Genomic DNA, 14298 nt, shown 5'->3' on the forward strand with positions numbered 1-14298 from the left:
GTACCCCGTCGGGCCCCGCGATCGGGGTGCACGAACACGCCTGTGCCGGGCCCCGCGCGACGAGAAGACTCGACGCGTCGGGTCAACGACCGGAAGGGGTGGGCGAGATGGCGGGTACGGGCGGGGCCTGGTGGTCGGGCACGGGCGGGTACGTGCCCGAGGTGCTGGGGGCGGTGGCGGCGCACCCCGGCAAGGTGGTGCTGCGGCACCCGGGCGGGGAGATGACGGCGGCCGAGTACCTGCGGGCGGTGACCGGCACCTACCGCACCCTGCGCGCGAACGGCGTCGGGCGCGGCACGGTGGTCGCCGTCCTGACCGCGCCCAACAGCCCGGACATGATCACCGTCCGGCACGCCGCCCACCTGGCCGGCGCCGCCGTCTGCTTCCTGCGCTCCACCAACCCGGGCACCAGCGCCGCGATGCTGCCGCTCACCGACCAGCTCGGCATCCTGCGCGACACGGGCGCGGGCGTCCTGTACGCGGACGCCGCCGGCGCGGCGCGCGCCGCCGAACTGGCCGGTCAGGCCGGGGCGTTGCTCGTCGGCCCGGGCCAGGTCGGCGCCGCCGGGGTGGCGCCCACGGACGATCCGGGGCCCGTCGCCCCGGAGCGCGGTGAGCCGGAGGACCTCGCGGTGGTCATGTTCACCAGCGGGAGCACCGGCCGCCCCAAGGGCATCCGCAAGTCCGTACGGGCCTGGGAGGGCACCGTGCGCATCGCGATCGAGGCGCCCGCCGAGGCCCCCGAGGTCACCGCGCTGTTCAGCACCCCGCTGAGCCACAGTGCCGGGCTCCTGGTCGACGGGGCGCTGGCGGTGGGCGGCGAGGTCGTGCTGCTGCCGGAGTTCGACGCCGCCGAGGTGGCGCGGGCCGTCGCCGAGCACCGCGTGACCCGTACCTTCATGGCCACCACCCAGCTGTACCGGCTGCTCGACCACCTCGACGACCTGGGCCACCGCGACGCCGGCGCGGCCGGTCTGGACGGCCTGCGGCTGCTGAGCTACAGCGGGACGTCCGCCGCGCCCGGCCGCCTGGCCAGGGCCCTGGAGGTGTTCGGCCCGATCCTGCTCCAGCTGTACGGCACCACGGAGAGCGGCCGCATCTCCTTCCTCGACCCGGCGGGGCACGCCGACCCGGCCCTGGCCGCCACCGTCGGCCGGGTGTTCCCGGAAGTCGAGGTGCGGGTGCACGACGTGGACACCGGCGCGCTGCTGGCCGACGGCCAGGTCGGCGAGGTCCGGATGCGCTCCCCGCAGATCCTGGACGGCTACCTCGACCCGGCCCTGGACGCCGCCGCGCTGCACGAGGGCTGGTACCGCACCGGCGACATCGGCTACCGCGACGAACGCGGCTACCTCCACCTGCTCGACCGGGTTTCCGAGGTCGTCAAGGTCGACGGGGTCAAGGTCTACCCGGCCGTGGTGGAGCGGGAGTTGCTCACCCTGCCCGGCGTCGCCCTCGCGGCCGTCTACGGGGTCCGCGACGCCGACGGCACCGAGCACCTCCACGCCGCCCTGACCTGCCGGCCCGGCACGGCCGTCGAGCCGGAGGCCGTCCGCAAGCACATCAGCGCCTCCCTCGCCCCGGCCCTGGCGCCCGAGCGGGTGCTGGTGCTCGACGAACTCCCGATGAACGCGGGCGGCAAGCCCGACCGGGCGCGGCTGCGCGCGCACAGCGCCGCGACGGCCTGACGTACAGAGCCCTGAGAACCGATCGCACCGAACCGAGAGGACCCACCATGCCCAGGCACCTCGACTACTTCACCGAGCAGCTCACCGACGAGCAGCGCCGCACCCGGACCTTCCTGGAGATCGGCCGCCGCGCCGGCAACTTCCCGAGCGCCATCGCCCGTACGGCCGAGGAGGACAGCGAGGTCACCGTCTGGTGCAGCAACGACTACCTCGGGATGGGCCAGCACCCCGCCGTCCTGGCCTCCGTCCACGACGCCGTCGCCCGCTTCGGCGCCGGCTCCGGCGGCTCCCGCAACATCGGCGGCACCAACCACCGCCACGTGGAGCTGGAGCGCGAACTCGCCGACTGGCACGGCAAGGACGCCGCGCTGCTCTTCACCTCCGGCTACACCGCCAACGACGGCTCCCTCGCCGTCATCGCCGGGAACCCGAGCGGCACGATCGTCTTCTCCGACGAGCTGAACCACGCCTCGATCATCGACGGCCTGCGGCGCAGCGGTGCCGAGAAGCGCATCTTCCGCCACAACGACGTCGCGCACCTGGCCCGGCTCCTCGCCGAGGCCGACCCGGAGGCGCCCAAGCTGATCGTGCTGGAGTCCGTCTACTCGATGTCGGGCGACGTGGCGCCGCTCGCCGAGATCGCCGAGCTCGCCCACCGCTACGGCGCGACCACCTTCCTCGACGAGGTGCACGCCATCGGGATGTACGGGCCCCAGGGCGCGGGCATCGCGGCGCGCGAGGGCATCGCCGACCGGTTCGACGTCGTCATGGGCACCCTCGCCAAGGGCCTCGGCACGGCCGGCGGCTACATCGCCGGGCCGCAGGACCTGATCGACGCCGTGCGCACGCTCTCCCGGGCGTTCGTCTTCACCACCTCGCTGCCCCCGGCCACCGCGGCCGGCGCCCTGGCCGCCGTGCGCCACCTGCGCGCCTCGGAGGTCGAGCGGCAGAACCTGGCCCGCAACGCCCGGTTGCTGCACCGGCTGCTGGACGAGGCCGACGTGCCGTTCCGCTCGCACGACTCGCACATCGTCTCGGCGCTGGTCGGCGACGACGCCCTGTGCAAGGAGGCCTCGGCGCTGCTGCTGAACCGGCACAGGATCTACGTCCAGGCCATCAACGCCCCCAGCGTGCGCGAGGGCGAGGAGCTGCTGCGCATCGCCCCGTCGGCGACGCACACGGAGGCCGACGTGGAGAAGTTCGCCGAGGCCCTCGCGGGCATCTGGCAGGAGCTGGGCATCGTCACGGCCTCCGACCGCGCGGCCGGGCGCACCACCGCGGGCGTCAAGGAGCTTGTGTGACCCGCCCCTTGGCCGCCGTGCTCGCCGACACGGCGGCACGGCGGCCCCACCGTCCGGCGCTGATCCAGGGTGACACCGCGGTCACCTACGAGCAGCTGTGGGGCCGGGCCCGCCGGTTCGCCGGGGTCCTGCGCCGCCACGGCGTGGGCCCCGGCGACCGGGTGGTGCTGCTGCTGCCCAACTCGCCCCGGTTCCCGGCCGCCTACTTCGGGGCGCTCGCCCTGGGGGCGGTCGTGGTGCCGGTGAACGCGCGGTCCCGGGCCGCCGAGGTGGAGTTCGTGCTCCGGGACTGCGGGGCCCGCGCCCTCGTCTGCGAGGACGCCGGCCTCGATCAGGGCGCCCCGGCGGCCGCGGCCGCCGGCGTCGAGCTGCTCACCGTGGGGGACCGGTCCGACGCCGCGCCCGTGGAGACGTACACGCCGGCGGCCCCGCACGAGCTGGCGGCGATCCTCTACACCTCGGGCACCACCGGCCGCCCCAAGGGCGCGATGCTGACGCACGGCAACCTCGTCACCAACATCGAGGTCACGGCCGTCTCCCCGTTCGCCGTCCGCGAGGACGACGTGCTGTACGGCTGCCTGCCGCTGTCCCACACCTTCGGCCAGGTCTGCGTCATGGGCACCTGCTTCGCGGCGGGCGCCACCCTCGTCCTCGCGCCGGGGTTCGAGGCCGGGACGGCCCTGCGGGAGATGGAACGCCACGGCTGCACCGTCCTCATGGGCGTGCCGACGATGTACCACGCCCTGCTCGGGGCCGTGGCCGCCGGCGCCCCCGCGCACCGGCTGCGGCGCGCCTACAGCGGCGGCTCCGCCCTGGCCGTGCCCGTGCTGGAGCAGGTGCGGCGGGTGTTCGGCTGCGAGGTGTACGAGGGGTACGGGCTGACGGAGACCTCGCCCTGCGTCGCCTACAACCAGCCGGGCGCCGTGCCCCGCCCTGGCACCGTCGGGCTGCCGGTGGCGGGCGTGGAGGTGGCCGTGGCCCGGGCCGACCTGGAGGGCGGGGTGGAGCTGCTGCCCCCGGGCGAGGTGGGCGAGGTCGTCGTCCGGGGCCACAACGTGATGGCGGGCTACCTGGGCCTGCCGGAGGCGACCGCCGAGGTGCTGGTGGACGGCTGGTTCCGCTCGGGGGACCTCGGCCGCCTGGGGCCGGACGGCTACCTCACGCTCGTGGACCGCAAGAAGGACGTCATCATCCAGGGCGGGTTCAACGTCTACCCGCGCGAGGTGGAGGAGGTGCTGCTGCGCCACCCGGACGTCGAGCAGATCGCCGTGGTGGGCGTCCCGGACGAGGTGCGCGGGGAGCAGGTCTGCGCCGTCGTGGTTCGCCGCGCCTGCTCCCGTACGGATGCCGAACTCGCCGAGGAGATCGACGCGTTGGCGAGGCTGGAGCTGACGGGCTACAAGCGGCCGCGCCGCGTGGAGTTCGTCGAGCGGCTGCCGCTCGGCCCCAGCGGCAAGGTCCTCAAGCGGGAGCTGGCGGCCCTGCTGCTCACCTCGCCAGCAGACCGGTCTCCAGTGCCCTGACCACGGCCAGGGTGCGGTTGGGGCTGTTCAGCTTGGCGAGGATGTTCCCCATCAGCCGCTTGACGCCGTTCTCGGAGATGCCCAGGGAGCGGGCGGCCTGCTTGTTGCTCAGGCCGTCCGCGACCAGCTCCAGCACCTGGGTCTCCCGGGCGGTCAGCGCGGGGGCGGGGGCGGGTGCGGCGGGGACGACCAGGCGGCGGGCGAGGCTCGCGGAGACGTGGAAGCGGCCGGCGCACACGTCGGAGACGGCGTCGCGCAGCACACCGAGGTGCAGGGCCGAGCGGTCGACGAAGCCGTGCACGTGCGAGGCCCAGGCCGGGCTCATCCGCTCCTCGGGGCCGATCAGGACGACCAGCCGCACGTGGTGCGCGCGAAGTCTTTGCGCTGTCGACTCGTCCACTGTCGGGGCGAGTTCGTCGACGGAGGTGAGCAGGACGTCCGGTGCGAGCGCGGCGGCGTCGGCGACGGTCGCGTAGCTGTAGATGTCCGCGACCGACTCCAGGGAGTGCAGCATCCCTTCGAGTCCGTAGCGGTGGATGTCCCTGCGGACGGCCAGGGCGACGGTGAGGCCCCGCGCGGGCCGGGGCGGTGGAACGGACATGGTCGGTTTCTCCCAGGACGAGGGGTGGGGGCCCCGGGCGGTGCGCTCCGCACCGCCCGGGGCCGTCGGTCAGGAGCGGGAGCCCGTCGGCTGAGGGGTCCGCGTCGGGGTGATCTCCGGGGCCTCGGGCTCGGGCGACCGCCGCTGCACCAGCCACAGGCCGGTGAGGACGGCGCTGAGCAGGGTGACGGCCCCGGCGACGAGGAAGGCGGTGTTCAGGCCGCTGCCGTACGAGGCGCCGTGCTCCTGGCGGGTGCGCACGACGGCGCCGAGCACCGCGACGCCGAAGACCGCCCCGATCTGGCGGGTGGTGCTGCTGATCCCCGAGGCGAGGCCGCCCTCGGCGCGGCTGACCGAGGAGATCGTCGCCCCGGTCAGCGGGGACATGGTCAGGCCGAAGCCGATGCCGGTGACCGCCAGGCGCCACCACACGTTCAGGTAGGGCGTGTCGGCCTGGACGGCGGCCATCGTGACCAGGCCGCCCCCGGCGAGGACGAGGCCGACGGTGACGACTGCGCGGAAGCCGAACCGGGTGGCCGCCCGCGCGGCGTACGGGCTGCACGCCACCATCGCGACGGTGCACGGCAGGGTCTCCATGGCGGAGCGCATCACCGAGTGGCTCTGGACGGTGGCGAAGAACTGGGTGAAGAAGAAGCCCGAGCCCATCAGGCCGAAGCCGACGACGATCATCGCCGCGTTGGAGACGGTGAACAGCCGCAGCCGGAACAGCCGCAGCGGGAGCATCGGCCGGGCCGCCCGGGCCTCGACGACCAGGAACAGGGCGAGCAGGACGACCGTCGCGCCGAAGCAGCCCAGGATCGGCGGCGCCGTCCAGCCCTGGTCGCCCGCCTCGGTGAGCCCGAAGGCCAGCGTGCCGACGACGAGCAGGGCCAGCACCTGGCCGGGCAGGTCGAGCGGCGGCGCCTCGGGGTTGCGGCTGTCCGGCAGGATGCGCGCGCCCACGGCGAGCGTGACCAGGCCGATCGGGATGTTGATCAGGAAGATGGCGCGCCAGTCGAAGGCCTCGACCAGGATGCCGCCGGCCGCGGGCCCGACGGCCAGCCCGATGCCGCTGAAGGTGGCCCACTGGCCTATCGCCTTGACCCTGTCCCGGGGCGAGGGGTGGCCGGAGGCGAGCAGCGCGAGGCTGGCGGGGCTGAGCGCGGCGGCCCCGATGCCCTGGAGGACGCGGGCGGCCAGCAGCCAGCCGACGCTCGCCGACAGGCTGCACAGCAGCGAGGCGACGGTGAACACGGCCATGCCGCCGAGGAAGACGCGCTTGCCGCCGAAGCGGTCCGCGAAGACGCCGCCGGCGAGCAGCAGCATCGCCACGGCGAGCACGTAGGCGTTCACGATCCACTGCAGCCCGGTCAGCGAGGTGTCCAGGCGCTTCTGCATGTCGGGTAGCGCCGCGCTGGTGATGGTGTTGTTCAGGAGCACCATGAACTGGCCGATGCAGGTCAAGGCGAGGAGGGCGACCCTGGTGGGAGGACGGAATCCGTCGGACACAGGGGTGGCTCCTTTCGTGAGGAGGAGGGAGAGGAAGGGAGTCGAAGGGGGCGCCGCGCTCGCGGTCGGTCCCCGGCGTACAGGGGGCGCCGTGCTCGCGGTCAGTCCCCGGCGTACATCGACTCGATGACGTCCGCGTGCAGTTCGGCGACGGCCGAGCGGCGCAGACTGAGCTTCGGGGTGAGTTCGCCGCTCTCCGGCGTCCACGGGCCGGGCAGCAGGCGGTGCTTCTTGACCTGTTCGACGCGGGCGAGCGAGGCGTTGGCCTCGGCGACGGCCTGCGCCACGGCGGCCCGGACGGCCGGGTGGTCGACCGGACGGGCGGTGGCCGTGGCCAGCTCCGCCGGGTCGAGGCCGTTGGCCCGCGCCCAGGTCGGCAGCGCCTCCTCGTCGAGGACGAGCAGCGCGGTGACGTAGCGGCGGCGGTCGCCGACGGCGACGGCCTGGGCGATCAACGGGTGGGCGCGCAGCAGGGATTCGATGGCGGTCGGGGCGATGTTCTTGCCGCCGCTGGTGATGATCAGCTCCTTCTTGCGGTCGGTGACGGTCACGAGGCCGCGCCCGTCCACGGCGCCCACGTCGCCGGTGGGCAGCCAGCCCTCGGCGTCGGTGGCGGGGTCGAGGCCGCCGTCGGGGCGCAGGTACCCGGCGCAGACGACGGGGCCGCGCAGGAACAGCTCGCCGTCGGCGCCGGTGCGCACCTCCACGCCGGGCCCGGGCCGGCCGACGGCGCCCAGCGCGAAGGCCTCCGGGGTGCTGACGGTCGCGGCGCCGGTGGTCTCGCTGAGTCCCCACACCTCGTACACGGAGATGCCCAGGCCGGCCAGGAACTCCAGGACGGCGGTGGGGATCGGCGCGGCGCCGCTCAGGGCGCGGTGGCACTCGTCCAGCCCGAGCGCGGCGCGGACGGGCCGCAGCAGGGCGTCCGACTCCGTACGGCGGGCGGCGAGTTCGGCGGGAACGTCGAGGCCGGCGGAGCGCAGCCGGTGCACCTCGACGGCCGTCTCCCGCGCCCGCTCCACGGCGCCGGCCCGTTCGGGCGGCAGCTCCGCGAGCAGCGCGCGGGCGGCGACGGCCAGCTTCTCCCACACCCGGGGCACGCCGAAGAAGGCGTGCGGGCGCACCGCCCGTAGCGTCTGCGGCAGTTGGGCCGGGTCCTCGCAGAGGGTGACGTGGCCGGCGGTGACGACCGGCATGTAGATGCCCAGCGCCCGCTCGGCGATGTGCGCCAGCGGCAGGTGGGCGACGGTGCGCGGGTGCGGGGGGACGGGGAGGAGGCGCCCCTGCATCAGCGACTCGTGGACGGCGTTGCGGTGCGAGATCACCACGCCCTTGGGGTCGCCGGTGGTGCCCGAGGTGTAGACGACGGTCAGGGGCGTGTCGGGCGTCGCGGCGTCGGTGAGCTCCTCGAAGGCCTGAGCATCGGGGAGTTGGCGGAGGAGATCGGCGTACGCGACGTAGAGGGCCTCGTCCGCCGGGACGGCGTCGGCGTCGACCAGCACCACCGCACGCAGCCCGTCCATCTCCTCCACCACGGGCCGCCAGCGCCGCAGTTGCTCCTCGTCCTCCAGGAGGACGACGGTGGCGGCGCTGTGCCGGGCGATGAAGCGCAGCTGCTCGGTGCTCAGGGTGTCGTACGGGGTGCAGGCCAGGGCGCCGAGGTGGATCGCGGCGAGGTCGGCGGCCCAGTGCTCGGGCCGCTTGGACATCGCGATCAGCACGCGCTCGCCGCGGGCGAGGCCGAGCCCGGCCAGGCCGTGGGCGAGGGCGGCGGTCTCGGCGCGCAGCCGGGACCACGTCCAGGTGACGGCGCCGGGGCCGGTGCCTCCGGTGAGCGCGGGGTGGTCGGGGAAGTCGCGGGCGTTGCGGCGCAGCAGCCCGGTGATCGTCAGGCCGTCGGTGGCGGCGGAGAGGTCGGAGAGGTCGGTCGGTGGTGCCGTGGTCACGGCGGGCTCCTTCGTGGTGCCGGTGCCGGCGGGCACCGTGCCGACGGCGAGGACGTTGCCCTCGCTCACGTATCCGTCGGGGTCGTCCAGCGGGTGGTCGGGCGCGGCCCGGTCGGCGAACCGCCGCCACTCGTCGTCGAGGCCCAACGAGAGGGCCTGCGAGGCGAGTCGGGCGCAGGCGGCCTTGTAGAACCCGGCGGCGGCGGGTGTCAGCGGGGCGTGGTGCTCGATCAGCACGGCCTGCCGGCGGACGCCGGTGAGGCCGGCGAGCCGGAGGTGCCGGTGCAGCTCGCGGGTGCGCAGGAGCTGGCGGGCGTAGCCGGGCCTCGCGCCCGCCGTGCGGAAGAAGTCGGCGAACAGGTACGGGTCGGCGGGCCGGGCGGTGATCAGGTGGGCGTCCAGGTCCTTGACGGCGACGGTGCCGCCGGGGCGTACGACGCGCCTCAACTCGGCCAGGGCGGCGCCGAGTTCCTCGTCGTCGAGGTACTGCACGGTGTTGGCGCACCAGGCGGCGTCGAAGCTGTCGTCCGGGAAGGGCAGGGCGAGCAGGTCGGCCGTGCGGACCTCGACGGGGCAGGGCAGCCGCCCGGCGGCCGTGCGCTGCGCCGCGAGGGCGGCGTTCTCCTCGGCCAGGTCGACGGCGGTGATCCGGCCACCGGGGCCGACGAGTTCGGCGAGGTGCAGCAGGAAGTCGCCGGGGCCGCAGCCCGCGTCGAGCACGTGCTGGCCCGGGCGCAGGCCGGCCCGGGCGAGCAGGGCCAGGTACGGCTCCTCGCAGGCGCGGAAGTGCGCGTCCACGATGGTGTGGTGGGTGAAGCCGAGGCCGGTGGAGGAGGTGTGCCCCCAGGCCGCGTGGTCGTCGGTCAGCATGCCCGGGCCCCGCTCCCGACGGGCGCCACGGAGCGGCCCACCTCGTCCACCTCGTCCAGCAGCCCGGCGAGCGCCCGGGTGACCTCCTCGGGGGCCTCCAGCGGCTGGAGGTGCCCGGCCTGCGGGAGGGTGAGCAGCCGCCCCTGCGGCAGCAGCTCCGCCAGCCGTCGCGACTCCTGCGCGGCGACCAGCGCGTCCTGCTCGCCCGCGATCACCAGCGCGGGCACCCGGGCGGCCCGCAGCACCTCGGTGGAGTCCTGCCGGGCCGCGATCGCCCGCTGGGCCCAGGCCAGCGCGGCCGGGTCGGCCGCCCGGGCGTCGGCCAGGACGCGGGCGAGCAGCTCGGGCCGGCGGGCGCGGGTGGTGTCGCCGAGCAGCAGCGGGGTGACCTGCTCCACGATCACCGGCCGGTGCGCCGGGTCCAGGACGAGCTCCGCGAACCGCAGGCGCTGGGCGGCGGCCGCCGGGTCGTCGGCGGTGGCCCGGGCGGAGAGCAGGGCGAGCCCCGCGACCCGGTCGGGGAAGCGGCGCAGGAAGGCCATGGCCGCGTAGCCGCCCATGGACGACCCGGCGAGCACCGCCCGTCCGACGCCCTGCGAGTCGAGGGTGCGGGCCAGGTCCTCGGCCACCACGTCCAGGGAGGGCGGGGGCGGGGCCTCACCGAGCGCGAGCGGCGCCGTGCCGAAGCCCCGCTGGTCGACGGCCAGCACCCGGTGCCCCCGCTCGCGCAGGGCCCGCACCTGGGCCTGCCACATCGAGGCGTGCAGGGACAGCGCGTGCAGCAGCACGACGGGCGTGCGCGGGGCGGCGCTCACCGGGAGGCCTCCGCCTCGGCCGTGGTGATGAACTCCCGTACGTGGCTCAGCTTTTCGGCGCCGCGCACCCAGGCGAGGGTGACGGGCGCGGGCGGCAGGTCGTGGATCGGCACGACGCTGATGCCGGGCGGCGCGAGGTCGGTCAGGGAGACCAGCGAGATGTGGACGGCCTGCCCGGCGGCGACGGTGCGCATCATCTCCGGCACGGTCCGGACCCGGGTGATGCGCCGGATCGGCCGCCCGGCGGGCGTGCGCGGCGGCACCACGTCGTCCCAGACGTACGCGGGGAAGCGGCCGGGCGGGGCGAAGGCGTCGTAGTCGGCCAGCTCCTCGATCGAGACGGACGCCCGCCCGGCGAGCGGGTGCCCGGCGCCGACGACCACGGCCCGGGCGTCCTCGGTGAGCACCCGGCTGCAGACGAGGTCGGGCTCGCGGATGCCGAACTTCACGATCATCACGTCGAGTTCGCCCGCGCGCACGCCCTGGAAGGGGTCGGCGATGTCGTACTCGACCAGCCGCACGGCGGCCTCCGGGAACCCGGACAGCTCGACGATGCGGCCGGGGACCTCGGTGGAGCCGTGGTAGCCGAACCGGACGGTCGGGACTGCGCGGTCAGGGGTCTGCTCAGGGCTCTGCTCAGGGCTCTGCTCAGGGCTCTGCTCAGGGCTCTGCTCAGGCAACGCGGGCCTCCTCGGTCAGCCCGGCGGCGGCCTTCAGCCGTCCGGGGCGGTGCTTCTCGGCGGTCACCCGTACGTGGGCCAGCCGCGCGGGCGGGCTGACGATCCGCGGTACCTGGTGCAGGACCAGGTGGTCGCCGGGCGCGACCAGCCCGTCCAGGACGGCCTCCGCCAGCACGTGGTTGACGTGCACCAGCGCCTCGGCGACGGTGCACTCCGCGGTGGCCACGTACAGGTCCCGGCGGGCCCGGGGCCGCCCCGGCGGGCGGGGGCCGTCCGGCAGCTCGACGAGGGTGTCGGGCCGCTCCGGGAGCCCGGCGGAGGCGTCGAACAGCTTCAGCAGCCGCCGCAGCGGCGCCGTCCCGGAGGCGGGCCCCGGAGCCGTCCAGGCCGCGGAGCCGTCCCCGGCGACGTGCGCGAAGCGGAACCGCTCCCGCAGCCGCTCCGGGTCCCCCGCGAGGAAGACGGTGCGGGTGAAGGAGGCGCGCCACTCGGCGGCCCGCGCGGGTTCGACGCCGAGGGCGAAGACGCAGGTGTCGCGCACCCACCGCGCCAGGTCGAAGCTCCTGAGCACCACGGCGACGAGGCTCCCCGCCTCGCCCTCCGCGGTGATGGCGCTGCGGGCGGCGCTCAGGCCGTCCGTCGAGGTCAGGTCGTGCCGGGCGGCGAGGTCGGGGCGGGCGGCGCGGATGCGCATCGCCTCCCGGGCGCGCAGGCAGTCCTGGGTGATGGGGGTCGGGGTGATGGGGGCCTGGGTGACGGGGGTCGGGGTGACGGGGGCCGTGGTCACAGGAACACCGCCTTCAGCAGGTCGGCGGCAGGGGCGGCGTGCCGCCTGCCGAGGAGGTGGGTGGTCAGCCGGTACGGGTTGACGTACGCGTGGTCCTTGCGGTGCCGCGCCAGCTCGCGGCGCAGCGCCTCCCCGTCCGCCTCCGGCCCGGCCTCGTCCAGCAGCCGGGCGGCGCGCCGGACGCACTGCAGCAGCAGGTCCTCGCGGTACGACTGCTGCCGGCCGGGCCCGAGCACGGCGACGAAGTACAGCCGCGTGCCCAGCCGTACGGCCTCCTCGGAGTGCCCGGCCGAGGCGGTGTCGAGGAGCGTCCCGGCGTGCAGGCCGCGCCAGGCGCCGTGCCGGGAGGAGTGGACGCGGCCCTCGATCGGGACGCGGCCCACGGAGATGCGCCGCACCCGGGGGCCGAGCGCCGTCAGGACGCGCTCCAGCAGCTGGTAGTCGGCGTCGAGCTCGTCGTCGTAGAGGAGCACGACCTCGTCGAACTCCGGGGCGAGCGGCACGAGTTCGCGCAGCGCGCAGGCCAGGTAGTTGGGCCGGCCGTCGGCGGAGACCAGGCGGCGCAGGGGCAGCCCGAAGCGGGTGAGGTCCAGGTAGGCGGGGCCGCCGAGGCCGCGCTGGTCCAGGCACATGCCGAGGACGGCGAGCCGGTCGAGGGCGGCGTCCAGGCCCAGCCCGGGCGGCTGGTGCCGCAGGAGCCCGGGGTCGTGCAGGCCGAGGGCCGCGTAGTGCCGGGACCACAGCCGCAGGACGCGGGTGGCCACCGGGTGCACCCAGCCCTGCTCGACCGCCTCGGCGTACGGGGCCAGCGCCCGCGCGGGGGCGCGGTCGGCGGCGCGGAAGGCGGTGTACAGCTCGCCGATCCGCTCCTCGCCGAACCCGGTGACGTCGGTGGCGCCCCGGGTGCGGTCGAGGAACTCCCAGAAGCCCAGGGTCTGTTCGGTCGGGTGGTAGGTGGTGTGGCTGTAGCGGTAGGCGACCTCCGCGAGCGGGAGCGTCGCCCGGTACATCACGTCCGTCCACAGCAGCCCCTTGAGGTGGCTCGGGCTGAGCGGCTTGGACGGGGTGATGGTGACGGGCGCGAGCAGCACCCGGGGCCGGTCGGCGGCGCCCGGGCGGGGGCGGGGGCCCGCCACGACGGGGGCGGTCATGCCCGGCCCCCTTCCGCCGCCGCGACCAGGCGCACCAGCTCGCCGCGCCCGGGCGGCGGGGCCGCCGCGGGGGTGGCGGGGGCCTGCCGGACCAGGGCGAGGAACTCCTCGTCCGCGAACAGCTCCGCGGGCGTGGTCAGGGTCATCAGCATCCGCGTGAACCGCCGCCACACCGTGCCGTCGGCCCGGGCCGCGCGCACGATCTCCTCGCTGCTCGGCAGGCCGCTGCTCGGCAGGGGCACGGTGGCCTCGGCGCCGTCCACGGCGGCCCGCCAGCGGGCGATGCGCAGCCGGTCCGAGGCCGCGGCCTGCTCGTACCAGGGCAGGAACAGCCCGTACGTCATCCGCGCGGCCGCCAGGCGCTGCCCGGCGTCGATGGAGGGCCGCTCGGCGAGCAGGTCGGCGAGCCGGAAGGCGTGCTCCAGGGCGAGCGAGATGCCGCGCCCGAACAGCGGGTTGGTGAGGCAGGCGGCGTCGCCGACCTGGAACAGGCCCGGGACGGGAACCTGCTCCGGCCCGGCCGCCCCCCGGAGGGTGTTGGGCGGGGCGGCGATCACCCGCACCGGGGAGACGGGGGAGGAGACCCCGGGCTCCAGCCAGGCGGCCAGGCCCGGGGTGGCCCGGGCGGCCGCCGTGAAGCCGGGGCGGGTCCTCAGGCCGCGCAGCGCCTCGTCCCCCGGGAGGGAGCCCAGGGCGACGGAGAAGGTGCCGCTGTCCCCGGGGTGCAGCACGCCCGCGTAGTGCCCGTGGACGTCCCCGACGCCGTGGCCCCGGTCGAGCGGCCCGGGCAGTCCGGCGCCCTTGAGCCGGTAGAAGCGGGTGTGCCCGACCAGCCCGGCGGGCGCGGTGAGGTCGGCCGCGACCGGGACCCCGGCGCGGTGCAGCCAGCGGCGGGACAGCGCCCGGCGCCCGGTCGCGTCCACCACCACGTCGGCCGGCAGGCGCTCGCCCGTGCCGGTGAGCACGGCCTCCACGCGCCGGTCCCCGGGCCGCAGTTCGAGGCCGATCACGGTGGTGTCGTGCCGGAGGAGGGCCTGCGGCAGTTCGCGGACGGCCCGGTGCAGCAGGATCTCCAGGGTGGAGCGGCGGCAGCCCAGCGCGACGAGGTCGCCGTCGCCGGGCTGCATCGCGCCCCCGGCGGGCGCCGCCCGGGTGAGGTCGAGGACGGGCGCGCCCGCGGCCTCGGCGGCGGCCAGCACCTTCGGCGCGCGCTCGCGCAGGACGCGTACGCCCAGCGAGGTGAGCGTGTGCGACTGCAGGCCCTGGGGGACGGTCGGGCGCTTCCACGGGGAGGCGGCGTCCGTGGTCGGCCACCGGGGCGGCTCCGGTGCGCGCTCCAGGACCAGGACGCGGTACCCGGCGCCGGCCAGCGCGAGCGCGCTCGCCAGCCCGGCGACGCTTCCTCCGGCGATCACTGCGGTCGGCAT

General features: G+C 75.8%; 11 protein-coding genes. 3 read left to right on the forward strand and 8 right to left on the reverse strand.

Annotation, left to right across the window (positions count from 1 at the left end; translation table 11 throughout):
* Positions 1-107 precede the first annotated feature (107 nt).
* From ACIRRS_RS13895 to ACIRRS_RS13905, 3 genes are read left to right on the forward strand one after another with little or no spacing between them, the layout of a single operon-like run.
* Positions 108-1688, forward strand: a complete 1581-nt coding sequence (locus tag ACIRRS_RS13895) for a class I adenylate-forming enzyme family protein (RefSeq protein ID WP_402969512.1) — start codon at positions 108-110, stop codon at positions 1686-1688.
* Positions 1689-1735: 47 nt separating this feature from the next.
* The gene (hemA, locus tag ACIRRS_RS13900) at positions 1736-2989 is read left to right on the forward strand and encodes a 5-aminolevulinate synthase (protein ID WP_402969515.1); all 1254 of its coding nucleotides are present in this window, start codon (positions 1736-1738) and stop codon (positions 2987-2989) included.
* Positions 2986-4512: a long-chain fatty acid--CoA ligase gene (locus ACIRRS_RS13905; RefSeq protein ID WP_402969518.1), complete on the forward strand. Its 1527-nt coding sequence runs from the start codon at positions 2986-2988 to the stop codon at positions 4510-4512. Before hemA ends, ACIRRS_RS13905 begins: the two co-directional genes overlap by 4 nt.
* Here ACIRRS_RS13905 and ACIRRS_RS13910 read toward each other — a convergent pair.
* The 8 genes from ACIRRS_RS13910 to ACIRRS_RS13945 all read right to left on the reverse strand — a co-directional run bounded on the left by ACIRRS_RS13910 (position 4478) and on the right by ACIRRS_RS13945 (position 14298).
* Positions 4478-5113, reverse strand: a complete 636-nt coding sequence (locus ACIRRS_RS13910; protein ID WP_402969521.1) for a LuxR C-terminal-related transcriptional regulator — start codon at positions 5111-5113, stop codon at positions 4478-4480. The genes ACIRRS_RS13905 and ACIRRS_RS13910 overlap by 35 nt on opposite strands.
* 69 nt (positions 5114-5182) lie before the next feature.
* Positions 5183-6622: an MFS transporter gene (locus ACIRRS_RS13915; RefSeq protein WP_402969524.1), complete on the reverse strand. Its 1440-nt coding sequence runs from the start codon at positions 6620-6622 to the stop codon at positions 5183-5185.
* A 101-nt stretch (positions 6623-6723) separates the two neighbouring features.
* Complete coding sequence (locus tag ACIRRS_RS13920; protein ID WP_402969527.1) at positions 6724-9438, reverse strand: AMP-binding protein; 2715 nt, start codon at positions 9436-9438, stop codon at positions 6724-6726.
* Positions 9432-10253, reverse strand: coding sequence for an alpha/beta fold hydrolase (locus ACIRRS_RS13925; RefSeq protein ID WP_402969530.1), 822 nt, complete (start codon positions 10251-10253; stop codon positions 9432-9434). The genes ACIRRS_RS13920 and ACIRRS_RS13925 overlap by 7 nt, the downstream gene beginning before the upstream one ends.
* Complete coding sequence (locus tag ACIRRS_RS13930) at positions 10250-10933, reverse strand: LysR substrate-binding domain-containing protein (protein WP_402969533.1); 684 nt, start codon at positions 10931-10933, stop codon at positions 10250-10252. The genes ACIRRS_RS13925 and ACIRRS_RS13930 overlap by 4 nt, the downstream gene beginning before the upstream one ends.
* Complete coding sequence (locus ACIRRS_RS13935; protein ID WP_402969536.1) at positions 10926-11720, reverse strand: DUF6182 family protein; 795 nt, start codon at positions 11718-11720, stop codon at positions 10926-10928. The genes ACIRRS_RS13930 and ACIRRS_RS13935 overlap by 8 nt, the downstream gene beginning before the upstream one ends.
* The gene (locus ACIRRS_RS13940; protein WP_402969539.1) at positions 11717-12871 is read right to left on the reverse strand and encodes a hypothetical protein; all 1155 of its coding nucleotides are present in this window, start codon (positions 12869-12871) and stop codon (positions 11717-11719) included. The genes ACIRRS_RS13935 and ACIRRS_RS13940 overlap by 4 nt, the downstream gene beginning before the upstream one ends.
* On the reverse strand, positions 12868-14298 hold the full coding sequence (locus ACIRRS_RS13945; RefSeq protein ID WP_402969542.1) for an NAD(P)/FAD-dependent oxidoreductase: 1431 nt from the start codon (positions 14296-14298) through the stop codon (positions 12868-12870). The genes ACIRRS_RS13940 and ACIRRS_RS13945 overlap by 4 nt, the downstream gene beginning before the upstream one ends.

It is taken from the genome of Kitasatospora sp. NPDC101183 (genome assembly GCF_044767945.1).
Taxonomy (GTDB): Bacteria; Actinomycetota; Actinomycetes; order Streptomycetales; family Streptomycetaceae; genus Kitasatospora.

Bases quoted from the DNA above. Each gene is read 5' to 3' on its own strand.
- ACIRRS_RS13920 (WP_402969527.1), bottom strand. From the start codon at position 9,438: ATGCTGACCGACGACCACGCGGCCTGGGGGCACACCTCCTCCACCGGC.
- ACIRRS_RS13910 (WP_402969521.1), bottom strand. From the start codon at position 5,113: ATGTCCGTTCCACCGCCCCGGCCCGCGCGGGGCCTCACCGTCGCCCTG.
- ACIRRS_RS13945 (WP_402969542.1), bottom strand. From the start codon at position 14,298: ATGCCGACCGCAGTGATCGCCGGAGGAAGCGTCGCCGGGCTGGCGAGC.
- ACIRRS_RS13895 (WP_402969512.1), top strand. From the start codon at position 108: ATGGCGGGTACGGGCGGGGCCTGGTGGTCGGGCACGGGCGGGTACGTG.
- ACIRRS_RS13940 (WP_402969539.1), bottom strand. From the start codon at position 12,871: ATGACCGCCCCCGTCGTGGCGGGCCCCCGCCCCCGCCCGGGCGCCGCC.
- hemA (WP_402969515.1), top strand. From the start codon at position 1,736: ATGCCCAGGCACCTCGACTACTTCACCGAGCAGCTCACCGACGAGCAG.